A 22,783-nucleotide genomic window follows, 5' to 3' on the forward strand; every position below is an offset into this window, starting at 1 on the left:
AATGGGCGGAGACCTCAGACGTAGAGATCGAGGTCGAACGTCTCCATCGTCTGGCCGACAAAGACGACGCTGCCGCCGCCCGACAAGGCGAGGATGAGATCGCCATCGTCGTTTTCCGAGGCGGTCGCCGTCTGTCCCTCGAGATCGACTGCGTCGCCCTCGTCCTGATCGAAGTCGACGACGATATCGGCGCCGCTACCCTCCCCAAAAACGAAGACGTCGCTGCCCGAACCTCCATAAAGGATATCGGCACCGGCACCGCCGGTGAGCGTGTCGGCCCCCTCTCCCGCATAAAGCGTGTCGTTGCCGTCACCCCCGTCGAGCTGGTCATTGCCCCCGCCCGCACCGATGACATCGTTGCCGGCGCCACCATAGGCCTTGTCCGAACCCGCGCCCGCCCAGATCTCGTCGTCGCCATCGCCGCCATAGACGCTGTCGTCGCCGAGGCCGCCGAAGGCGAGATCCCTGCCCGTACCGCCACCGATCTCGTCGGCCCCGCTGCCGCCGAAAAGGGTGTCGTCGCCGCCGCCGCTCCACAAGGTGTCGTCCCCGTCGCCGCCACCGAGCTGATCATTGGCGGTTCCACCATAGACGAGATCGCTGCCGGTGCCGCCGTAGAGTGTGTCGGCGCCCGCGCCACCCGTCACGATGTCGTCGCCACCCCCGCCGAAGACGAGATCGAGCCCGTCCTCGGCGTTCACATCGTCGTCCGCGTCGCCGCCATAGACCGTATCGTCGCCGGCGCCCGAGGCGATGATATCGCGGCCGGACGATCCCGACACGTCGCCCATGACGACATCGTCACCCGAGCCTGCGTTGAGGCGATCATCACCGGCACCGCCGGTGAGAAAATCATCACCGCTGCCGGTCGTGATCGTGTCGCTGCCATCAAGTCCCATGATGAAGATATCGTCGGTGGCGGAGGCATAATTGCCTTCGTCGTCGATCGGCACGTTCCAGCCGTTCACCTGATTGTCGTCGGAGACACCGTCAAGGCGTTCGTTGGTGCCATTCAAGGTGATGTAGCGGTCGTAATCGAGCGTCGGCGCCACGCCGGCCACCAGTGCGAACTCGCCTTCGACGAGCTCATAGAAACTCGCATAATGCTCGGCGAGAAAGTTCGTATCGAAGGATTTCGAGATCGCGTACTGGTCGATCAGGGGCGCATCGAACTGGACGCGGTTGCCCTCGAAGTGGATCTGGTCGCCGAGGGTCGCGACCGCCGCTGCGGTGATCGGCGCCTGGGTCGGATCCTGAAGCAGATGCTCACCCGCATCATAGGCACCCGGATTGCGCACAATGTCTTCCGAATGGTCGAGCTGCGAATACCAGTCCGGCGTATTGAACGAGACCGAAACCCCGTCGATATCGACGATCGACGTGTCGTAATCGCCCATCAAGGTGAGCGCAATCGGATCGACGCCAGCTGAGGCGAGCGCCACGACTTCCAGCTCCACACCGTCGACGGCGGCAAAGCGCGCCCCGTCATAGATGGTGAAGAGGTCCGCCACGGTGCCGCCGAGGCTGTGGCCTGAGACCACGACCTTGGTCACGTCGTTGGCCGGATCCTCGACATATTCCAGCGCCTGATCGATGAACGCCCGCAGCTGCTCGTAGTAGCGCGCCTGACCGATGCCGGTACCGGCCTCTCCATCGGCGAAGATGCCGTCCGCATCGGTGCCGCGGAATGTCAGATAGAGCGTGTTGCCGGCATCGTTTTCCTTGATCGCCGCGAGCGCAACGGCCCCTGCCTGCGTGAAGACGCTTTCATCCCCGTCCTCATCCACGCGGTAATTGTTGCGATAGAGGTCACCGGCATAGGTGTAGTTCTGGTCGTAGCCGTCGCTCGTTTCGCTGGCGTCGATGTCACCCGCATCGAAGCCGAGTTCTGAGGAGGACAGCGTCTTGAAGCCGAACTGCGCCAGATAAAGATCATAGCGGTCATAGACATTGAGGTCCGACCGCAAGCCGACGTCATCGGGATCTCGGTTGGCGCTGTAATCGGCGAGATATTCATCGGGAAGCGCGTCGGCTCCTCCGTAGACCGCACGATTGAGCAGAACGACGTCGCCCAGGACATCGACGGCGCCCTTGGACAGGTCTCCTGCCGAAGATGTCAGCGCAGCAGAAACCGAAGTTTCATTTCCCGTCTCCCACACCAGCCCCATCCTCATGCCCCACTGACGTCATCGATGCGGTTTGATCTTAGGCGGGGGCAGATGACGAAAGAAAGACGGAAAGATGAGCTGCCTGTGTATCCGCGGCCGAGCGAAAGAGGCGGCTGCGGGCGCAACCGCATCGCTGCGTCCATGCGCGCCGGCGATCCCTCTTCTTCCAGCGGCGCGATTGCTGTCATAAGGCTGCCATGTCCTTCTTTCTCGCCTCAGAGCTTTCGGCCTGCGCAACCGCCGATGCGCGCCTCCTGAACGAGGTCGGCGCCGAACCGGGGAGGCCGATCGTGGCGCTGACCGCCTCGGCTGAGATCCTGGCGCGGCTTGCCTTCGCCGCGCCGCATCTGCCGGCGCCGCTCTTTCCGATCGATCCGGCGCTGCCGCAGGCTGTCGTCGCCGATCTCATCGCCCAATCGGGGGCCGGGCTTGTCGTCGGGGAACAGCCGATCGAAGGCACGGCATGTCTTTCGACAGATGCCTTTCCGGCCGCTTCCCAGATCGCGGCGCCCTCCCCCTCCCGCCGATGGGTAGCGCCTTCCGGCATCGCGCTTCTCGTCGCCACCTCCGGCAGCACGGGCCGGCCGAAGGCCGTGATGCTGTCGGGCGCCAATCTTGAAGCCGCCGCGCGCGCCGGCGCGACCATGGCGCCGCTTCAGAAGGGCGACCTCTGGCTCGCCTGCCTGCCGCTTTTCCATATCGGTGGGTTTTCCATCCTGGTGCGCACCGCACTCGCCGACGCGGAGGCGCTGATTGCAGAAAAATTCGAGGTGGCTGCAATCCTTGGCGTTTTGCGCGAAAGGCCGGTCACGCATCTCTCATTGGTGCCGGCGATGCTCGCGCATCTTCTCGATGCCGACGAAGAGAATGCACCGACAAGCCTGCGGCATGTGCTGATCGGCGGGGCGGCACTGTCGCCGGAGCTTGCCGAACGGGCCGCCTCCCGCGGCTGGCCGATCCAGCCGACCTACGGGATGAGCGAGACGGCCTCGCAGCTTGCCACCCTCCCCGCTTTGCCGCGTCCCTGGCGGGCTGGCTTCGTCGGGAAACCGCTGGGCGAAACCGAGGTCGCGCTCGATCCTTCGGGACGCTTGAAGCTGCGCGGGCCGAACGTCATGGCGGGCTATGCCAATCCGACGCTCACTCCGGGCGACGGGCTTTCGGGCGACTGGTTCATCACGGCCGATCTGGCCGAGATCGACGAAACGGGTGCAATCACCATCCTTGGGCGCGCCGACGACGTCATCGTCACCGGCGGCAAGAAGGTCATGCCACAAAGCGTGGAAGTGCTGCTTGCCAAAACTCCGGGGATTGAGACCGTGGCCGTCACCGGACGGCCGGACCCGGTCTGGGGCGAGATCGTCACCGTGATCTATGCCGGCCCGGGCGACGAAGCGGCGCTGCTTGCCTGGTGCCGCGATCATATCGACGGGGCGCTGCGCCCGCGCGCAGTCGTGCGGGTCGAGGCGCTGCCGCTGCTTGCGAGCGGCAAGCCCGACCGCTCAGCCCTGAAACGGATCGCCGCCGGGCAGGTCGTCGAACGGGGTAAGGCCGAGCCCCGGACGCTCCGGTAGCCGGATCACACCCTTCTCGATCGGCGGCGGCGCAGCGACGTCTTCGGCAAGCCAGGCGAGCGTACCGAGGCCGTGCGCGAGTCTCTGCCCCGCCGGCAGAGCCGCGGCGAGATGGGCTGCCGCCATGACGCCGATGGTGGAATCGACGACCGAGGTCAGAACGAGCTCCACGCCGGCCCGTTGCGCGCGACGGGCGAGATCAAGCGTTGCGGCGATACCGCCGATCCGCGCCGGCTTGACGACGAGGCGGCGAACGGCGCGCGCCTCAAACAGCGCATCCACCCCCAGCACCGGCACGGATTCATCGGCGGCGAGCGGAAACGGCAGCTCCGTCTGCAGGGATGCGAGCGCCTCCGGCGTCGGCCGTGCAAGCGGCTCCTCGACGCCATCGACGCGCAGGCCGTCCATCGCCGCGAGCGCATTCAGGACCCGGCGCGCATCGGCCTTCTCCCAGGCACGGTTGGCGTCGAAGCGGAAGGACAGAGCCTTGCCGCTCGCCTCGACCACCTCTTTCAAGGCGGTAAGTTCACACTCTACGGGATCGACACCGAGCTTGATCTTGGCGACGGCAAAACCCGCCTCCGCAGCTCTCATCGCGCGACCGGCGCAGCCTTCGTCGAGGCGGCCGAGAGCGGCGTTCACGGGCACGTCAGCCGCAAAAGTCTCGCTCAGCAGCCGGTGCAGCGGCAGGCCGCGCTTCTTTGCGCAGAGATCGAGACAGGCGGTCTCGACGGCCCAGCGCACCTGCGGCTGAGCGATGCGCGCGACGAGATCGCCGGCGAGCGGATCGACATCCTGGCACGGAAGCGTCCGCAGAACCTCGTCGAGCGCGCGAAAGGTCTCGGCATGGCCCTTCTCGCCCGAACTCGGCAGCGGCGCGCAATCACCGAAGCCGACGAGGCCATCCGAGGCGAGGATTACGAGGCGGCCATACCGCGTCGTCATCGTCGCGCTTGCCGCAACCCAGGGCCGGGCGAGCCTCAGCGCATAAGGCCGAGACGAGGCTTCCTCGATGCGCATTCGGACACGTCCGGCGGGAGGTTCAAGCGTGGCGATCTGGCCGCCTCAGGGACGCGGCGGAAAGCGCGAAAAGTCCGGGGCGCGCTTTTCGTTGAAGGCGTTGCGGCCCTCCTGGCCTTCATCGGTCATATAGAAGAGCGCGGTCGCATTGCCGGCCAGCTCCTGCACGCCCGACAGCCCGTCGGTGTCGGCGTTGAAGCCGGCCTTCAGGACGCGAAGGGCCGTCGGCGACAGGCGCAGCATTTCGCGGCACCAGGAGACGGTCTCCTCCTCCAGCCGGTCGAGCGGCACGACGGTGTTGACCATGCCCATATCGAGCGCCTGTTGCGCATCGTATTGGCGGCAGAGGAACCAGATTTCCTTGGCCTTCTTCAGCCCCACCGTGCGTGCCATCAGCCCGGCGCCGAGACCCGCATCGAATGAGCCGACGCGCGGGCCGGTCTGGCCGAAGCGGGCATTGTCGGCGGCGATCGTCAGGTCGCAGACGAGCTGCAGGACATTGCCGCCGCCGATCGCATAGCCCGCCACCATGGCAACCACGGGCTTCGGCAAGGTGCGGATCATGCGCTGCAGGTCGAGAGCGTTCAGATGGTGGACACCCGCCTGATCCTTGTAGCCGCCATCGTCGCCGCGGATTTTCTGGTCGCCACCGGCGCAGAAGGCGTCCGGCCCGGCGCCGCACAGGATGATGACGCCAACTTCCTGATCGAGACGCGCAAGATGCAACGCCGTCATGATCTCTTCCAGCGTCTCCGGCCGAAAGGCGTTGCGCACATGCGGACGGTTGATGGTGATCTTGGCGATCCCGTCGGCCTTGTCGAAAAGGATGTCGGTGAAATCCTGCCCCGGCACCGTCTGCCAGGCGATCTTTGCGTCACTCATCGCGTTTGTCCTTGGGTCACGGGCGCCGCAGCGGCGGCGAAGAAAGTCTTGAAACGGGCGAGGCTCTTCTCACGCACGATGGTGGCGCGGATCACCGTCGTTCCGGGCCGGTCGAGCGCCGCATTGACGGCGGCCATCGCCTCGTCGAGGCCATCGACATCCTGAGCGGCAAGGCCGAAAGCGCGCGCGGCCGCCACATGATCGAGCGATTGCGGCGTCAGCCAGCCGGTCTCGAATTCCGGCAGATCCGCCTGCGCAAGATGGTCGAAGATACCGCCGCCACCATTGTCGAGAAGCAGAATCGCAAGTGGCAGGTCGCGCCCGAGCGCGAGCGCACCGAGATCGTGCAGAAAGGCGAGATCGCCGACGACGGCAACGCAATTCTCGGAGATGGCGGAAATGCCGAAAGCGGTCGACAGATTGCCGTCGATGCCGCTGACGCCGCGATTGCCGTAGACCCGCAGTTTCGTGGAGCTGCGGCCGGCAAGCCAGTCCGCGGCCCGCACGGCGAGCGAATTGCCGAGGAAGATCGCGGTCGACGGCGGCACAGCGCGCACGAGCCGGCGCATCAGCGCACCTTCGAAGACACGGTCGCCGTCGCACACGGCATCTGCCGCCCGCATGGCCTCGCTGTCGAGTGCAACGATGTCGGCACGCCATTCCGGCGGTCCGGCGGGCGCGTCGAGCCCCGCGCAGACGAGCGCCACATCGGCGGTGACGACGTGGCTCGCCGTTCCTGCAGGATCTGCAAGCCGCGGCGTCTCGGAGACGACGATCTGGGGTTTCGTGTGCGCTTTCTCCATCCAGGTGGAGACGGCTTTGGAGACGGGCGTGCCGCCGAAACGCAGGATCCAATCAGGCATCGGCGCAGAGCGCGCCACCTGATCGGGATGGGCGAGGATTTCCGGTTCCTGCGTACCGAAGCGCAGACCGGAAAGAACGTCGGCGAAAACCGGCGCGTCGAGCCGCCGCGCCAGGTCGAGGATCGAGCGGCGCGCGGCAGCGCTCAGAGCTTCGCTGCCGCAGACGATGGCCCCGCGCCCCTTGCCGATGATGCCGGAGATACGCTTGAGGGTTTCGTCCGTCGGCTGCAAATGCGCCGGAAGCGTCAGCGGGATCGGTGCTCCGGCCGTTTCCTCCAGGCCGATGGAGGCTGACGGGACCAGCGGTTCGCGCAACGGCACATTGATGTGGACCGGCCCGGGGAGCGGGCCACGGCTCGCCGCCACCATCCGCGCAACGAAATTGGCGAGCCAGCCGGTCTCGGCCTCGGCCGGCGGCAGCTGGAAAAACTTGCGCACATGCGTGCTGAAGAGCCCAGCCTGCTCCATCGTCTGATTGGCACCGCAATCCTGCAGTTCCGGCGGGCGATCGGAGGAGAGAAGGATGAGCGGCACGCGGGCCATATCGGCCTCGACGACAGCCGGCAGCCAATTGGCGATCGCCGAACCGGATGTCGCCGCAAGCGCCACCGGCTCACCGGAGGCCTTGGCGAGACCGAGCGCGAAGAAGGCGGCCGAGCGTTCATCGACCACCATGCGCACGCCGATTTCGGGATGGCGCAAGGCCGCAAGCGTCAGGGGCGTCGAGCGTGAGCCCGGAGAGGCGACAAGCCGGCGCACGCCGGCCGCAGCAAGCCCGGATGCAAGGGCCGCAGCCCAGTGAAACGTCTGTTCGGCGGGTCCGTTCATTTGTCTGCGAAGAGGTCCAACATGGTGGCAAGCTTCATTTCCGTCTCCATCCATTCCGCCGCCGGGTCCGACTGCGCCATGATGCCGGCACCGGCCCACAGGCTCGCCTCGCGCCCGGCGAAGAAAGCCGTGCGCAAAACGACGGCCGCCTCCCCGTCTCCGTCCGCGTCGACCCAGCCGGCAACGCCTGAATAAAGCCCGTCGCGCTCCTCGCCCAGCTCCTTCAGCCAGGCAATGGCCGTTTCGCGAGGAAATCCCGAAACCGCCGGGGTCGGATGAAGCCGTTCCGCGACGTCGAGAAGGCTGATGCCCGGCTTCAGCCGCCCCGACAAGGGCGTCCAAAGATGCGTGACGCGCGACAGTTGCATGAAGCCCGGAGCGGCCGGCCGCTCGAGCGTCTCGCATAAATCCTCAAGGTCGGCGGCAATCGCATCGACGACGATGGCGTGCTCGCTGCGCTCCTTGGCGGAAGCAAAGAGTGCCGCTTCGGCGGCATCATCGGCCGGTGCCTCTCCGGCATGGCGGGCCGTACCAGCGAGCCCGTCGCTCAAGATGTCCCGGCCCTTCTTCACGGCCAGGCGTTCCGGGCTTGCAGCAACGACATGGCCGCCGCCATGCGGCAGCGAGAAGACGTTCGATCCCGCATTCGCGGCCGCGAGGCGGTCGACCAGCCGATTGGGATCGACCGGTTCGGCAAGCCTCAGCGCCAGACGGCGGGCAAGAACCGCCTTGTCGAAGCGGCCGTCGCGGATCGCAGCACTCGTTTCGGCGACACGTGTCTTCCAGGTCGCCTCGTCCGGCGAGGCCTGTGAGCGTTCGATGCGGGCCTCGCCGACCGGCTCGGCCTGAGAAAGGATGGCGGCCGCGAGCGCGAGCCAGTCGCTGGCGATCTCCTGCAACGCGCGTCCGTCATGGGCAGCGGACAAGACCACGTTCCAGGCCGCTCCCTCACGGCGGAAGAGAACGCGCGGCACGAAGAAGGACAGGTCCTGCGTGGCCGTCGCTGGCGGCAGCGTGAAGAAAGCGAGTGGCAATGCGGAGGCATCGCCGATGCGGCGCCACACACCTTCTTCCGACAACAGGCGGTCGAGTTCGTCACGCGAGCCCTCAACGGCTTTTCCGGCGGCATAGAAGGCCCTGCCCGTCGGCGGAGACACCCAGCGACAATCGCCCGAAAGCCCCTGACAGCGCGCCTCGGCGCTTTCCGGCAAGGCGATCGCAAGACTGACGAGTTCGCCCGGCGCAAGCGTCGCCAGCGTCTCGCCGGAGGCCGCGATCGCCCGTTCCAGGAAACCGGATATGCCATTGAGATTAGCGTTCATGAGAGATGATTGCGCAGGCGCTGTCGGGCTCTTGTGCTGAAGAGGCAAAGAAAGACGCACCGCCTTGCCGGAACCTTGCCGACCCGGCCGATCGACCTGCAGCCGTCCCCCTTGTTCAGCCTCTCCCGTTCACACCGCCTCTAGCGCGTTTGTGAGCGCATAGTCCACGGCCGCCTCGCAATGCAGCCGCGTCGTATTGAACATCGGAAAGTCCGGGCGATCCTTCTGATCGATCAAAAGAAAGATCTCCGTGCAGCCGAGGATCAGCCCCTGTGCCCCCTCGTCACGCGCGAGCCTTTCGGCAATCTCCAGATAACGGGCCTTCGATTGCGGGCGGATCACGTCCTTGACGAGTTCGTCGAAGATGATGCGATCGATCTCGGCGCGCTCGTCCGCATTCGGGACGACGATCTCCAGCCCGAATTTTTCCTCGTAGCGGCGGCGGGCGTAATCCATCTCCATGATCGGCCTGGTGCCGAAAAGCGCGACGCGTTTTAGCCCGGCCTTGCGGATCGCCTCGCCCGTCGGATCGACGATGTGGATGTAATCGACATCGCGGGAGGCGAGGATCGCCTCCATCGGCTTGTGGAGGGTGTTGGAGACGCCGACGATGACGTCGGCGCCCGCAGCGATCAGCGCATCCACCTTCTTCGCCATATAGGCCTCCAGTGAGGCCCAATCGTCGGCATGCAGAAAGGCTTCGATATTGCCGAAATTCATGCCGACGATCACCGTCTCGGCGATGTCCCAACCGCCGAGACGCGCATTCACGATCTCATTGAGAAAGCGGTAGTAATGGCCGGTGGCGATGTTGCTGGAACCTCCCAGAACACCGATCGTCTTTTGAGCGAGCGGTCGTGTCGTCACGCTGCGTCCCCCGTCTTGCCTGTCGCGTCAGGCCATAGCAGAGGCCGAGCGGCTCGCCCACCCGATGCGGCAATCAGCGAACGTCTTCGAGGACCTCGAAACCTTCGAACTGCGGATGCTCGATATAGAGGGGCTTGCGCTCGCCGGCGCCCGCATGGGCATTGCGGAAATGCTCAGACTTCGTCCAGTTCTCGAAATCTTCGTAAGAGCGCCAGACCGTGTGCGAGGCGTAAAGCACGTGATCGTCCCGCTCCGGCCCCTTGAGGAGATGGAACTCGACGAAACCCGGCACCTTCGACAGCTGCGAATCGCGGCTGCGCCAGACCTCGGCAAAATCCTCGGCCGCTTCCGGCTTCACCTTGAAGCGGTTCATGGCGATGTACATTTTTCGCTGCTCCTATGGGATTGGTCCGGCCGATCGGGCTCGACCGAAAAGATGAGAACGATTTTCATCTTATAGCGGAAAGCCGTTGTGGCGCCAGGGGCGGCGCCGATCACAAGGCGGTTTTCGTCCCCATTCTCTTTCCGTCGGCAAGCCTTGCCGAGACACCTTTGCGCTCAGGCGGCCGTGCGCATCATGCGAATGGCTTCGACGATCTCGGAGAGGGAATCGATCACCTGATCGGCCCCGAGCTCTTCCGGCGGCAGCTTGGTGTATCCGTAGCTCATGACGAGGACCGGCAGGCCCGCGGCCCGCGCAGCCCCCACATCGGCGGGGCTGTCGCCGACCATCAGCGCGTCGTCGGCGCTGATCCCAAGCTGCTGCAGCGCCGCCAGGAGAACCGCCGGCTCCGGCTTCTTCGGCAGGCCGCTGTCGCCGCCGATGACGGCGCCGAAACGTTCGGCAACGCCGAGGCCTTCCAGAATGAGACGCGTCGCCGCGCCGGGCTTGTTGGTGACGACGGCGAGCGCGATGCCGCTTTCCTCAAGCCCCGCCAGCGTTTCCACGGCGGTCGGGAAAAGCACCGTCTTCTCGGTCGCCCGCGGCTCGTAAAGCGCCAGGAAACGCGCGACCAGGCTCTCAAGCTCGATCTTGTCGAGCGTCCGCCCACGCGCCTCAAAACCGCGCTCGACGAGCTTTTCGACGCCGTCGCCCACCATCTTGCGGACATTGTCCTCGTTGACGGCGGGAAGCCCCTCTTCGACGAGGAGATCGTTCAAGGCATCGGTGAGGTCGGGAACGGAATCGACGAGCGTGCCGTCGAGATCGAAGATGATGGCCTTCGGCCAGGACGATGCCATCAGGCGGCCTTCCATTTGATCGAGCAGCCCATCGAGGGAATCTGTTCCTTCGGCCCTTCGCCGGTCTGGGCCACCTTTTTCATCGCCTCGAAAAGCTCGCGCGGCGCATCCGGCGCGGCCTCTTTCCGGGATGCGTCGAGCCGGCCGCGAAACTGCAGCTCCAGGTTCTTGTTGAAGCCGAAGAAATCCGGCGTGCAGACGGCCTCCCAGGCGCGCGCCACCGACTGGTCTTCGTCATGCAGATAGGGAAAGAAAAAGCCGTGCTCTTCGGCGAATGCCTGCATGTTCTCGAAGGAATCGTCGGGATAGGCCTCGGCATCGTTGGAGCAGATGGCGACCGTCTTGATGCCGTAGGCCTCAAGCTCCCTGGCGTCGCGCACGAAACGGTCGATCACGGCCTTCACATAGGGGCAGTGATTGCAGATGAAGGCGACGAGCGTCCCGTTCTCGCCCGCGCAATCGGCGAGCGAATGGGTCTTGCCGTCGGTCCCCTTGAGGGTGAAATCCTTCGCCTTCCAGCCGAAATCGCAGATCGCGGCGGTTGCAGCCATGAAGCTCTCCTTGTCTCGTCTCAGGCGGCCGCCTTCAGCGCCCCTTCCGCTGCCGTACGGATGGCAGCGATATTCTGACGATATGTTTCTTCGCTGCCGCCTTTAAAGACCGCGGAGCCCGCAACCAGCACATCGGCGCCGGCTGCGGCGAGCGCAGGCGCGGTCTCCGGCGACACGCCGCCGTCGATCTCGATGCGGATGTCGCGATCGCCGATCATTTCCTTGACGCGGCGCGTCTTCTCGATGATCGCCGGGATGAAGGCCTGGCCGCCGAAGCCTGGATTGACGCTCATCAGAAGAATTAGGTCGAGCCGATCGAGGACGTATTCGAGCGTCGTTTCCGGCGTCGAGGGGTTGAGCGAAACGCCGGCCTTCTTGCCGAGCCCGCGGATCGCCTGCAGCGAGCGGTCGAGATGCGGCCCGGCCTCCTGATGCACGGTGATGTAATCGCAGCCTGCATCGGCAAAAGCCTGCAGGAAGGGATCGGCGGGCGCGATCATCAAATGGCAGTCGAAGACTTTCTGCGACGAGCCGCGCAGCGCCTTGATGATGGGCGGGCCAAAGGTGATGTTGGGCACGAAATGCCCGTCCATCACGTCGAGATGGATCCAGTCGGCACCGGCGCGGTCGACGGCGGCCACTTCCTCACCGAGCCTGGCAAAATCGGCGGAAAGGATCGACGGCGCGATCAGGATGTCGTTCATGGCGGCTCTCCCTGTCCCGTGCGGGGTTGTCTCGCTCACGCCCTTTCTTCGGCGCGTTCGGCATCGGTTGGAATGGAAAACACCCGGCTGACATTGATGTCTTCGGGCGAAATCAGCTTCAGGTCTTCCGCCGTCACCGGGCCATTGGCGGCCTCGAAGAGACGGTTGGCCTGGCGCAGGCGAGCGCGGTCGAGCGCGTTTCGAACCGAGCGGGCATTGGCGAAATGCGGCTGCTGACGGCGCCGGTCGATGTAGCGGATGAGTGTTTCGCGCGCCTCCGGCGACAATTCGTAGTTTTGCTCCTTCAGCATCATCTCGGCGATCCTGAGGAGCTCCTCGTTGTTGTAATCCGGAAAATCGATGTGATGGGCGATGCGCGAGCGGAAGCCCGGATTGCTCTCGAAGAACTTGTCCATCTTGTCGGCGTAGCCGGCCAGAATGACAACCAGATCCTCGCGCTGATTCTCCATCACCTGGAGGAGGATCTCGATCGATTCCTGACCGTAATCGCGCTCGTTCTCGGGCCGGTAGAGGTAATAGGCTTCGTCGATGAAGAGGACGCCGCCCATCGCCTTTTTCAGCACTTCCTTCGTCTTCGGCGCGGTGTGGCCGATGTACTGGCCGACGAGATCGTCGCGCGTGACGGAGACGAGATGGCCCTTGCGGATATAGCCGAGCCGGTGAAGGAGGCTTGCCATTTTGAGCGCGACCGTCGTCTTGCCGGTGCCGGGATTGCCCGTGAAGCTCATATGCAGGGTCGGTGCCTCATAAGCGAGGCCGAGCTGCTTGCGGGCGCGCTCCACCAGGAGGAGAGCCGCCGTTTCGCGAATGCGCTTTTTGACGGGCGCGAGGCCGACCAGGGTCTCATCGAGCTCGCGCAGAACGTCGCCGACGCCCGATTCCTCGAATTCGCGCTGCAGATCCACCGAGGTGACCGGCGCGGCGGTCTCCGCCTCAGCGGGATTGGCATTCTCGGGTTTCACCTGATCGTTCATCGCAGCATCCGCTCTCAAACCGCTGTTGGCGCCGCGCCCAAGGCGCGACGCCGATTTCTCGATATGCGATCGCTTAGTAGCGCGCGCCTTCCGGCTTGTCGGACGCGTAGGCCTTGGTCGTGTAGCGCGTCATACGGCCTGCATCTTCCTGCCGCTCCAGGCGGAAGCCCGGCTCTTCGGCAGGCCGGTTGACGATGAAGGAGATCTTCACCGATTCCCAACCGTGCGAAGCGTCGAAGCCCGACAGACGGATGTAACGGTCGCCGTAGACCTTGCGGCAGTCATTGAGCTCCATCATCACGGCCGCAGCATCCTCGATGTCGAACATCGGGTGGCCCCACATGTCCCAATAGGTGTTGCGGGGATGCGGGTCGTCGGTGAACTCGATGTTCACCGCCCAGCCATTGTCGATGCAGTACTGCACCTGCTTGGTGATCTGCTCGTCGGTCAAATCGGGCAGAAACGAAAAGGTGCCCTGGGTAATGCGCATGGATGCGTTCTCCAAATAGTCTCGGTTCGGGCTTTAGGCGGCGGTCGCCGTCGGCACGAAGTCCGGCGTGTCGGTGGAGGCGTAGTTGAAGGTGACATCCTTCCAGGTCTCGAGCGCCTGCTGCAGCGGCTGGCAGGTCTTGGCCGCAGTCTGCAGGATTTCTGGACCTTCGTTGACGATGTCACGGCCTTCGTTGCGGGCGAGCACCATGGCTTCGAGCGCCACGCGGTTCGCCGTCGCGCCGGCTGCGATACCCATCGGATGGCCGATCGTGCCGCCGCCGAACTGCATCACGCAATCCTCGCCGAGAAGGTCGAGAAGCTGGTGCATCTGGCCGGCATGAATGCCGCCGGAGGCAACCGGCATCAGCTTGTTGAGCGAAGCCCAATCCTGGTCGAAGAAGATGCCGTTCTGCAGCGCCTGCGGATTAAACTCCTCGCGGCAGATGTCGTAATAGCCCTTCGTCGTCGCCGGATCGCCCTCGAGCTTGCCGACGACCGTGCCGGCATGGATGTGGTCGACGCCGGCAAGGCGCATCCACTTGGCGATGACGCGGAAGGAGACGCCGTGCGTCTTCTGGCGCGTATAGGTCGAATGGCCGGCCCGATGGAGGTGCAAGATCATGTCGTTCTTGCGCGCCCATTTGGCCATGGACTGGATCGCCGTATAGCCGATGACGAGGTCGATCATGACGATGCAGGAGCCGAGATCCTTGGCGAACTCGGCACGCTCGTACATGTCTTCCATGGTGGCGGCGGTGATGTTGAGGTACGTCCCCTTCACTTCGCCGGTCGCCGCCTGCGCCTTGTTGACCGCTTCCATGCAATAGAGGAAGCGCTCACGCCAATGCATGAAGGGCTGCGAGTTGATGTTCTCGTCGTCCTTGGTGAAGTCGAGACCGCCTTTCAGCGCCTCGTAGACGACGCGGCCGTAATTGCGGCCGGAGAGGCCGAGCTTCGGCTTCACGGTGGCACCGAGCAGCGGACGGCCGAACTTGTCGAGACGCTCGCGCTCCACGACGATGCCCGTCGCCGGACCCTGGAAGGTCTTCACATAGGCGACCGGCAGCCGCATGTCTTCCAGACGCAGGCCCTTCAAGGGCTTGAAGCCGAAGACGTTGCCGATGATCGAGGCCGTCAGGTTGGCGATCGAGCCACCCTCGAAGAGGTCGAGATCATAGGCGATGTAGGCAAAATACTGGCCTTCGGCGCCCGGCACCGGATCGACGCGATAGCATTTGGCGCGGTACTTTTCCGCCGCCGTCAGACGGTCGGTCCACACCACGGTCCAGGTCGCAGTCGAGCTCTCACCGGCAACGGCTGCGGAAGCTTCGATCGGATCGACACCGTCCTGCGGGATCACCCGGAAGACACAGATGATGTCGGTGTCCTTCGGCTCGTAATCGGGCTCCCAATAGCCCATCTTCTTGTATTCCATGACGCCGGACTTGTAGCGGTCCTTGCCGGTGACGGTCTTGGCTTCCGTATCCATCCCACTCCTCGCTTTCTCTCGTTGAAGCTGGCCGATTACTCGGCAGCCAGGGCCATGTCGGTCTTCGGATCAAGCGCGCCGCTCTGGTAGCGCTTGGCCATCTCCTCGAGCGGGATGACCTTGATCTTGGAGGCGTTTCCGGCGGTGCCGAACCGTTCGAAACGATCGCGGCAGAGCTCGCGCATGGCCTCCATTGCCGGCTTGTTGAATTTGCGCGGATCGAATTCCGCCGGGTTTTCCTGCGCGATCTTGCGGTACTGCCCGGTCATCGCCATGCGGCAATCCGTGTCGATGTTGACCTTGCGGACGCCGTGGCGGATGCCGCGTTCGATCTCTTCCACCGGCACGCCATAGGTCTGCGGCATCGCCCCGCCATAGGCGTTGATGATGTCCTGCAATTCCTGCGGCACGGACGACGAGCCGTGCATGACGAGATGTGTATTCGGCAGGCGGCGATTGATCTCCTCGATCACATGCATCGCCAGAATCTCGCCGTCCGGCTTGCGGGTGAATTTATAAGCGCCGTGGCTCGTGCCCATGGCGATCGCCAGCGCGTCCACCTTCGTCGCCTTGACGAATTCCACCGCCTGATCCGGGTTGGTCAGAAGCTGCTCCTGGGAGAGCTTGCCTTCCGCGCCATGGCCGTCCTCGGCCTCGCCTTCGCCCGTTTCGAGCGATCCGAGCACGCCGAGTTCGCCTTCCACCGAGGCGCCGACCCAATGCGCCATCTGCGCCACGCGGCTGGTGATGGCGACGTTGTACTCATAGGAGGCCGGCGTCTTGGCATCGGCCTCGAGCGAGCCGTCCATCATCACGGAGGTAAAGCCGTGCTGGATGGCCGTGAGGCAGGTGCCCTCGTTGTTGCCGTGGTCCTGATGGATGCAGATCGGGATGTTCGGATAGATCTCGACCAGGGCTTCCATCATCTTCGCGAGCATGATGTCGTTGGCATAGGCGCGGGCACCGCGGCTCGCCTGGATGATGACCGGCGCGTCGACGGACGAAGCCGCCTCCAGGATCGCCAGAGCCTGTTCCATGTTGTTGATGTTGAATGCGGGAACGCCGTAGCCGTTCTCGGCAGCGTGATCCAAAAGCTGACGCAGCGTGATGCGGGCCATTATTCGCTTTCCTTGCCAAGGTTGATGAAGGTCCGGGCCGCATCGACGATGGCGTCCGGGGTGATGCCGAAATGCTCGTAGAGCTCTTGATAGGGCCCGCTCGCGCCGAAGCCCTGCATGCCGATGAAGATGCCGTCCGGGCCGAGCCAGCGGTCCCAGCCATCGCGCACCGCAGCTTCGACGCCGATCCGCGGCGCCGTGCCCAGAACCTTGGTCTGATAGGCCCGGTCCTGGGTCTTGAAGATATCGAAGCAGGGCGCCGAGACGACGGCCGCGGCGATGCCGTCGGCCGCAAGCTTCTCCGCCGCTTCGACCGCGATCGTCACTTCCGAGCCGGTGGCGATCAGGGTCACGTCGCGGTCGCCCTCCGGTTCACGGAGCACGTAGGCGCCCTTCGCCGAAAGGTTCTCCGAGACGTGCTCGGTGCGCAGCGTCGGCAGGCCCTGACGCGTCAGGCACAAAACCGAAGGACCCGAGGCGTTTTCGATGGCGCACTGCCAGGCTTCCGCCGCTTCCACGGCATCGGCCGGACGGAAGACGTTGAGGTTCGGCATGGCGCGCAGAGATTCCAGATGCTCGACCGGCTGGTGCGTCGGGCCATCCTCGCCGAGGCCGATGGAATCGTGGGTCATCACGTGGATGACGCGCACGCCCATCAGCGCCGCAAGACGGATCGCCGGGCGCGAATAATCGGCGAAGACCAGGAACGTCCCGCCGAAGGGAATGACACCGCCATGCAGCGACATGCCGTTCATCGCGGCCGCCATGCCGTGCTCGCGCACGCCGTAATGCATGTAATTGCCGCTGAAATCGTCGGGCGTGACCGGCTGCTGCGCCGCGACGCGCGTGCCGTTGGAACCGGTGAGATCGGCCGAACCGCCGATCAAAGACGGCAACAGCGGCACCAGTTCCTCCAGCACCTTCTGAGAAGATTGCCGCGTGGCGAGCTTCGGCTTCTCTGAAGAGAAGCGCTCCTTGATGCTGTCGATCGCGTCGCGCAACTCGTTGCCCGTGAAGTCGAGCTCGAGCGCGGCATGGAACGCCTCGCGCCGCTCTTTCGGAGCCTCCGCCAGGCGCTTCTTCCAATCGTCATGCAGCGCGGTTCCGCGCTTTCCGGTCTCGCGCCAATCCTTCAGAACCTCGTCGGGAATGACGAAAGGCTCGTGCGTCCAGCCCAGCGCCTCGCGAACCGCCGCAACCTCTTCGGCTCCGAGCGGCGAACCGTGCACGCCATGGGTGCCCTGCTTGTTGGGGGCGCCCCAGCCGATGATCGTGCGGCAGGCGATCAGCGACGGACGATCGGTCTGGCGCTCGGCCTCGATGGCGGCCTCGACCGCCGCCATGTCGTGGCCGTCGACGCGGCGCACCGACCAGCCGGCCGCCTCAAAGCGCTTCAGCTGATCGACGGAGGTCGCAAGCGATGTCGGCCCGTCGATGGAGATCTGGTTGTCGTCGAAGAGGACGATCAGCTTTCGCAGTTTCAGATGACCGGCGAGATCGATTGCTTCATGGCTGACGCCTTCCATGAGGCAGCCGTCACCGGCGATCGCGTAGGTGTAATGGTCGACGATCTCGTCACCGAAGCGCGCCGCCATCAGCCGCTCGGCGATCGCCATGCCGACCGAGGCACCGAGGCCCTGACCAAGCGGGCCGGTCGTCACCTCGACACCCGCCAGATGCCCGTATTCCGGGTGACCCGCGGTGCGTGCGCCGAGCTGGCGGAAATTCCGCAACTGGTCGATCGTCGCTTCCGGATATCCGGTCAGGTAAAGCAGCGAGTAGAGCAGCATCGAGCCGTGGCCGGTCGACAGCACGAAGCGGTCGCGGTCCGGCCAGGCGGCGTCCTGCGGGTCGAAGCGCATGAATTTGCTGAAGAGGACGGTCGCCACATCGGCCATGCCCATGGGCATGCCCGGATGTCCCGACTTCGCCTTCTCCACCGCATCCATGGAGAGAGCGCGGATGGCATTTGCCATCGGCTTGAGATCAGCGGCCTCAGCGTTCGTCGAAGCGGCCAGTACGGTCGTCTGCAAAGGGGCCATCAAGAAACCTTTCGTTTAAGAGACGCGGCGCTTTCGCTCGATGAGCTGCAAAATCAGCGGCGTCAAAATCAGCTGCATGGCGATGTCGAGCTTGCCTCCAGGGATCACGATCGAGTTCGCCCGCGACATGAAGCTATCGTGGATCATCGACAGCAAATACGAAAAATCGATGCCGCGCGGATCCGCGAAACGGATCACCACCATGGATTCGTCTGCTGTCGGAATCCACCGTGCCACGAAGGGGTTAGAGGTGTCGACGATCGGCACGCGCTGAAAATTGATGGTCGTCTCGGTGAACTGCGGGCAGATGTAATGCACGTAGTCGGGCATACGGCGCAGGATCGTGTCGGTGACCGCTTCCGTCGTGTAGCCGCGCGTGGAACGATCGCGGTGGATCTTCTGAATCCACTCCAGATTGATGACCGGCACGACACCGATCTTCAGGTCCGGATACTGGGCGATGTTGCAATCGTCCGTGACGACGGCCCCGTGCAGCCCCTCATAGAAGAGAAGATCGGATTCGGCCGGGAACGGCTCCCAGTCGGTAAACTCGCCCGGCGGGCAGCCGTAGCATTTGGCCTCGTCGTCATCGTGCACGTAATGCCGGGTCTTGCCGGTGCCCTTGCGGCCGTATTCCTCAAACATCTCCTCCAGCTCGCAGAGGAGGTTCGCTTCCGGGCTGAAATGGCTGAAGGAGTAATCACCATCCGCCTTGTGACGCTCGGTCTCTTCGCGCATCTCCACGCGGTTGTAGCGGTGATAGGCGTCGCCTTCGATGAAGACGGCGTTGACCCCTTCACGACGGAAAATCTGCTCGAAGGTCCGGCGCACGGATGTGGTGCCTGCGCCGGACGAACCTGTGACTGAAATGATTGGGTGCTTGGCTGACATGTCCTGGCCTCAAACGCGAAACAGGCCGCGGTGGGTAAACAAAGGTGCGCGCTCGCCGATCAGGCTCGGCGCCTCGTGGTAACGAAGGATGCGCTCCACTTCCTTCTTCGAACCGAAGATCAAAGGCGTGCGCTGGTGCAGGCCCGTGGGGACCTGATCGAGAATCGGAAAGCCGCCATCGCTGGCAAGGCCGCCGGCCTGCTCGATCAGCATGGCGATCGGATTGGCCTCGTAAACGAGCCGCAGCCTGCCGTCGCCATAACCGCGGCGATTGTCGCGGGGGTAAAGAAACACGCCGCCACGCGCGATGATCCGGTAGGTATCGGCGACGAGCGACGCGATCCAACGCATGTTGAAATCGCGGGCGCGCGGGCCCGCCGAGCCCTGCAGGCAGTCGTCGATATAGATGCGCACGGCTTCGTCCCAATGCCGGTAGTTCGACATGTTGATGGCGAACTCATTGGTGTTGGGAGAAATCAGCACCCCGTCGAGGATCTGCTGATAGCCGCCGATGCGGTGCGAATAGACGAAGACATGCGTGCCCTCGCCCACCGTCAGCACCATGGCGAGCTGCGGGCCGTAAATGAAGAAACCCGCGGCGAGCTGATTGCGCCCCGGCTGGGCGAAATCCGTGCCGACACCATCGGCCGCATTCGGCACATGCGGCAGGATGGAAAAGATCGTCCCGATCGAGACGTTCGTGTCGATGTTGGATGAGCCGTCGAGCGGATCGGTCGCGACCGCGAGAACGCCTTCGGGGTTGAGGAGGATCGGCGAGCCGATCTCTTCCGACGCATAGGCGGCGACGGGGGCTTCCCGCATCTCGGCAAGCACGATCTCGTCGGCGCGCACATCCAGAAAGCGCTGCCGATCGCCATCGGCATTGGTGGAACCGCGCGCGGCGCCAATGTCGCCGCCGAGCTGACCCTGGGATACGACATCACGAATCTGTCGCGAGGCGCGGGCGAGAGCCCGGACCGTTTCCACCACCGCAAGACGCTGCGGATCTTCTGTGCTGCTATATGCTCTGAGAAAAGCCTCGAGCGTGCTCAGGCCGGCCATATGCTGCCCTCCCCCCTGACCGAGGTTTCCCTGTCGGTCTTGATTGGGTGTGAGATACACCCTGGGGTGACTAAGTAAATTTAATTCTTGTAAGGCGCACAGTTAGGAATTCTAATGAGCGACATGGACTGGCTCACCCTTCGGCAGCTGCGCGCCGTCACAGAAATTGCACGACACGGAACAATCGCGAGTGCCGCCAAGGCCTTGGGACTGACAGGTCCAGCCGTCACTCTGACGCTGAAACAGATCGAATCCGCGCTGGGTCTGCCGCTTTTCGACCGCACCGCGCATGGCATGCGACTGACTGACGCTGGCGAGGCTGTGCGCAACACCGCCGCCGAGGTGGAACGATCGATCTTCCGGCTCTCCGACACCATCAACGAGGTCAAGGGACTCGGCACCGGCGCCGTGCATGTGGGTGTCGTCTCGACGGCGAAATACTACGCGCCGGCCCTCGTCGTCGGCTTCAAGCATGAGCATCCCATGATCGATGTGCGGCTGACCGTCGGCAATCGCCAGGAGGTGGTGCAGGCGCTCACAGACTTCGATGTCGATTGCGCCATCATGGGCCGTCCGCCCAAGACCGTGCCGGTGGAGGCGGCGGTGTTCGGGGACCATCCCCTCATCATGATCGCCTCGCCCGCCCACCGGCTGGCCGGTCAGATCGATCTCAGCCGCAACGAGCTCTCCGGCGAGACCCTGCTCGTGCGCGAGCCAGGCTCCGGCACGCGCACATCGATGGAAATCTATCTCGGCGATCTTCTCGCCGACCCATCCATCCATTTCGTGGAGTTCGGCAGCAACGAGACGATCAAGCAGGCCGTCATTGCCGGGCTCGGGGTCGCCTTCCTGTCCGCACATACCGTCGCTGTCGAAATCGCCGCCGGCCGCCTGGTGGCACTCGATCTGGAAGGGCTACCGATCCGCCGACAGTGGTTCGTCGTGCGCCGCAGCGATAAATCCGTCTCTCCGGGCGCACGCGCCTTCCTGCAATTCGTCGTGCATTCCGGCACGCAATTCCTGCCGCATTTTCCAAAGCTCTACGAAGAGGCAAGCGGCGAGTGACAAGGCGTCAGCCCGGCAGTCCGCCGGTCCTTGCCAGGAAGTCGACGATCCGATCGACGCCTTCGTTGCGGGAAAGATCGGTGAAGACGAAAGGTCTTCCCTCGCGCACCCGCTCCGCATCGCGGGCCATCACATCGAGGTCGGCGCCGACATAGGGGGCGAGATCGGTCTTGTTGATGATCAGAAGATCGGACCGCGTGATGGCGGGCCCGCCCTTGCGCGGGATCTTTTCGCCTTCCGCGACGCTGATCACGTAAAGCGTCAAATCGGCGAGATCGGGCGAGAAGGTCGCCGCCAGATTGTCGCCGCCAGATTCGATGAAGACGAGATCGAGATCCGGATGGCGGGCGTTGAGATCGGCAATGGCGGCTAGGTTGATGGATGCATCCTCGCGGATCGCCGTATGCGGGCAACCGCCCGTCTCCACCCCGACGATGCGGTCTTCCGGCAGGGCCTGCAGCCGGTTGAGGATGAGCGCGTCTTCCTTCGTATAGATGTCGTTGGTGACGACGGCGAGCGAATGGCGCTCCCGCATCGCCTTGCAGAGCTTTTCGGCAAGCGTCGTCTTGCCGGAGCCCACCGGCCCGCCGATGCCGACGCGAAGGGGGCCGTGCGGCGAACGCTGCCGCGCGGGAGCAGGCTCGGCTGTCATCGTCATGAGCGGAACAACCTCGTCTCCTGCACCTCGTGCTGCATCGAAGCGATATCGGAGAAAAACGTCGCGCTGCCAAGCTCGGCGAGATCTGCGGCGGCCGCCCAGGCGGCAGTTTCAAGAACGCCCTCGCGCAGCGCCGTGACAACCGCCAGCGCATCCTTCTGACCGATCGGAACGCTCCTTTGCGCCGCCGAACAGAGATTGACGATGGCAGCCTGCAGGAAGCTTGCAACAGCTGTGACGAGCCCGATATCGAGATCAGCGGCGGCCGTCCCGATCGCAACCGGCCAGGGCCTTTCCGGGCCGCCCGTCGCCGCGGCGAAGGCACGCCCCTGCGCCATCGTTTCGAGATGCCTCTCCTGCGACGGCGCCAGAGCCTCGGCAAGCTCGGCTATCTCGGCGAGCGCCTGTTCATCTCCGACCGAACGCGCGCGAAAGGCTGCTGCGAAGAGCAGAGCGTCGGCGCGAAACGAACCGCAGAGGAGAAGAGCGTCGAGCCATGCCTTGAGGCTTTCGCGGTCATGCACCCAGCCGGCGCCGACAGCCCGCTCGAGCCCATGCGAATAGGCGAACGCCCCAACGGGAAAGGCAGGAGACAACCAATATTGCAGGGTGACCAGAGCAGCGGCCGCATTTTCGCTGCCGCTTTCGACCTCGGTCGCGCCCTCAGCCATGCGCCGCCTTGTCGACATCGTCAAAATCTCCGAGCGCGAGATAATGCAGCTCCCGCACGATGCGGATCGTCGGCTTCATGGCAAAACAGATGGACCCGATGAGAAAGCACCAGATCGCCGGCGATTCCAGCTCCGGATAGAAGAAGAGCGCAGAGCCGACCACGAAGAGCACCGCCGCGCTCACATCCACGGTCGTGAAGGCGATTTCGTAGAGCGCGTAGAGCCTGCGGTGACGCGCGGTCTGGGTGTTGTTCTGCGGGTCGAAGAAAGCCATTCTGC

The 22,783-nt window shown here is 64.3% G+C and carries 22 protein-coding genes; 2 read left to right on the forward strand and 20 right to left on the reverse strand.

Features of this window, described 5'->3' with window-relative positions; translation table 11 throughout:
- Positions 1-14: 14 nt before the first annotated feature.
- Entirely contained in the window at positions 15-2,159 is a 2,145-nt protein-coding gene (locus ACK8CP_RS09540) for a hypothetical protein (RefSeq protein ID WP_414834139.1), read from the reverse strand.
- Between the two features lie 206 nt (positions 2,160-2,365).
- On the opposite strand from ACK8CP_RS09540, the gene ACK8CP_RS09545 reads away from it, so the two are divergent.
- Positions 2,366-3,742, forward strand: a complete 1,377-nt coding sequence (locus ACK8CP_RS09545; protein WP_414834140.1) for a class I adenylate-forming enzyme family protein — start codon at positions 2,366-2,368, stop codon at positions 3,740-3,742.
- On the opposite strand, the gene ACK8CP_RS09550 is transcribed toward ACK8CP_RS09545, so the two are convergent.
- The 16 genes from ACK8CP_RS09550 to ACK8CP_RS09625 all read right to left on the reverse strand — a co-directional run bounded on the left by ACK8CP_RS09550 (position 3,671) and on the right by ACK8CP_RS09625 (position 20,110).
- Entirely contained in the window at positions 3,671-4,762 is a 1,092-nt protein-coding gene (locus ACK8CP_RS09550; protein ID WP_414834141.1) for a mandelate racemase/muconate lactonizing enzyme family protein, read from the reverse strand. The two genes, ACK8CP_RS09545 and ACK8CP_RS09550, sit on opposite strands and share 72 nt — an antisense overlap.
- A 45-nt stretch (positions 4,763-4,807) precedes the next feature.
- The gene (gene menB / locus ACK8CP_RS09555; RefSeq protein WP_128292776.1) at positions 4,808-5,644 is read right to left on the reverse strand and encodes a 1,4-dihydroxy-2-naphthoyl-CoA synthase; all 837 of its coding nucleotides are present in this window, start codon (positions 5,642-5,644) and stop codon (positions 4,808-4,810) included.
- Positions 5,641-7,335, reverse strand: a complete 1,695-nt coding sequence (gene menD, locus ACK8CP_RS09560; RefSeq protein WP_414834142.1) for a 2-succinyl-5-enolpyruvyl-6-hydroxy-3-cyclohexene-1-carboxylic-acid synthase — start codon at positions 7,333-7,335, stop codon at positions 5,641-5,643. The genes menB and menD overlap by 4 nt, the downstream gene beginning before the upstream one ends.
- Positions 7,332-8,657 (reverse strand): isochorismate synthase, encoded by a 1,326-nt coding sequence (locus tag ACK8CP_RS09565; RefSeq protein ID WP_414834143.1) that lies wholly within the window; start codon positions 8,655-8,657, stop codon positions 7,332-7,334. The genes menD and ACK8CP_RS09565 overlap by 4 nt, the downstream gene beginning before the upstream one ends.
- A 129-nt stretch (positions 8,658-8,786) precedes the next feature.
- Positions 8,787-9,524, reverse strand: coding sequence for an aspartate/glutamate racemase family protein (locus ACK8CP_RS09570; protein ID WP_414834144.1), 738 nt, complete (start codon positions 9,522-9,524; stop codon positions 8,787-8,789).
- Between the two features lie 73 nt (positions 9,525-9,597).
- Positions 9,598-9,909 carry an antibiotic biosynthesis monooxygenase family protein gene (locus ACK8CP_RS09575; RefSeq protein WP_414834145.1) on the reverse strand — a complete coding sequence of 104 codons (312 nt, stop codon included), beginning with the start codon at positions 9,907-9,909 and terminating at the stop codon, positions 9,598-9,600.
- A gap of 173 nt (positions 9,910-10,082) precedes the next feature.
- Positions 10,083-10,766, reverse strand: coding sequence for a phosphoglycolate phosphatase (gene gph / locus ACK8CP_RS09580; protein ID WP_414834146.1), 684 nt, complete (start codon positions 10,764-10,766; stop codon positions 10,083-10,085).
- Entirely contained in the window at positions 10,766-11,317 is a 552-nt protein-coding gene (locus tag ACK8CP_RS09585) for a thioredoxin family protein (RefSeq protein ID WP_414834147.1), read from the reverse strand. The genes gph and ACK8CP_RS09585 overlap by 1 nt, the downstream gene beginning before the upstream one ends.
- Positions 11,318-11,337: 20 nt before the next feature.
- Positions 11,338-12,021: a ribulose-phosphate 3-epimerase gene (gene rpe / locus ACK8CP_RS09590; RefSeq protein ID WP_414834148.1), complete on the reverse strand. Its 684-nt coding sequence runs from the start codon at positions 12,019-12,021 to the stop codon at positions 11,338-11,340.
- A gap of 35 nt (positions 12,022-12,056) precedes the next feature.
- Positions 12,057-13,016: a CbbX protein gene (cbbX, locus tag ACK8CP_RS09595; RefSeq protein ID WP_234630664.1), complete on the reverse strand. Its 960-nt coding sequence runs from the start codon at positions 13,014-13,016 to the stop codon at positions 12,057-12,059.
- 73 nt (positions 13,017-13,089) lie between these two features.
- Entirely contained in the window at positions 13,090-13,506 is a 417-nt protein-coding gene (locus ACK8CP_RS09600) for a ribulose bisphosphate carboxylase small subunit (protein ID WP_128292752.1), read from the reverse strand.
- 33 nt (positions 13,507-13,539) lie between these two features.
- Entirely contained in the window at positions 13,540-14,997 is a 1,458-nt protein-coding gene (locus tag ACK8CP_RS09605; RefSeq protein ID WP_128292749.1) for a form I ribulose bisphosphate carboxylase large subunit, read from the reverse strand.
- A gap of 35 nt (positions 14,998-15,032) precedes the next feature.
- Positions 15,033-16,115: a class II fructose-bisphosphate aldolase gene (fba, locus tag ACK8CP_RS09610; RefSeq protein WP_128292747.1), complete on the reverse strand. Its 1,083-nt coding sequence runs from the start codon at positions 16,113-16,115 to the stop codon at positions 15,033-15,035.
- On the reverse strand, positions 16,115-18,157 hold the full coding sequence (gene tkt / locus ACK8CP_RS09615) for a transketolase (protein WP_414834149.1): 2,043 nt from the start codon (positions 18,155-18,157) through the stop codon (positions 16,115-16,117). The genes fba and tkt overlap by 1 nt, the downstream gene beginning before the upstream one ends.
- A 15-nt stretch (positions 18,158-18,172) precedes the next feature.
- Entirely contained in the window at positions 18,173-19,048 is an 876-nt protein-coding gene (locus ACK8CP_RS09620; RefSeq protein ID WP_234630663.1) for a phosphoribulokinase, read from the reverse strand.
- Between the two features lie 9 nt (positions 19,049-19,057).
- Positions 19,058-20,110, reverse strand: coding sequence for a class 1 fructose-bisphosphatase (locus ACK8CP_RS09625; protein WP_234630662.1), 1,053 nt, complete (start codon positions 20,108-20,110; stop codon positions 19,058-19,060).
- A 114-nt stretch (positions 20,111-20,224) separates the two neighbouring features.
- Here ACK8CP_RS09625 and ACK8CP_RS09630 point away from each other — a divergent pair, with 114 nt between their 5' ends.
- Entirely contained in the window at positions 20,225-21,175 is a 951-nt protein-coding gene (locus ACK8CP_RS09630) for a LysR substrate-binding domain-containing protein (protein WP_414834150.1), read from the forward strand.
- 7 nt (positions 21,176-21,182) lie between these two features.
- On the opposite strand, the gene ureG is transcribed toward ACK8CP_RS09630, so the two are convergent.
- From ureG to ACK8CP_RS09645, 3 genes are read right to left on the reverse strand one after another with little or no spacing between them, the layout of a single operon-like run.
- Positions 21,183-21,827: an urease accessory protein UreG gene (gene ureG, locus ACK8CP_RS09635; protein WP_414834230.1), complete on the reverse strand. Its 645-nt coding sequence runs from the start codon at positions 21,825-21,827 to the stop codon at positions 21,183-21,185.
- A 2-nt stretch (positions 21,828-21,829) separates the two neighbouring features.
- Positions 21,830-22,504, reverse strand: coding sequence for an urease accessory protein UreF (locus ACK8CP_RS09640; RefSeq protein WP_414834151.1), 675 nt, complete (start codon positions 22,502-22,504; stop codon positions 21,830-21,832).
- Positions 22,497-22,778: a YrhK family protein gene (locus ACK8CP_RS09645; protein ID WP_414834152.1), complete on the reverse strand. Its 282-nt coding sequence runs from the start codon at positions 22,776-22,778 to the stop codon at positions 22,497-22,499. Before ACK8CP_RS09645 ends, ACK8CP_RS09640 begins: the two co-directional genes overlap by 8 nt.
- Positions 22,779-22,783: the final 5 nt, after the last annotated feature.

Source organism: Afifella sp. YEN Y35, assembly GCF_047553465.1.
Taxonomy (GTDB): domain Bacteria; phylum Pseudomonadota; class Alphaproteobacteria; order Rhizobiales; family Afifellaceae; genus Afifella; species Afifella aestuarii.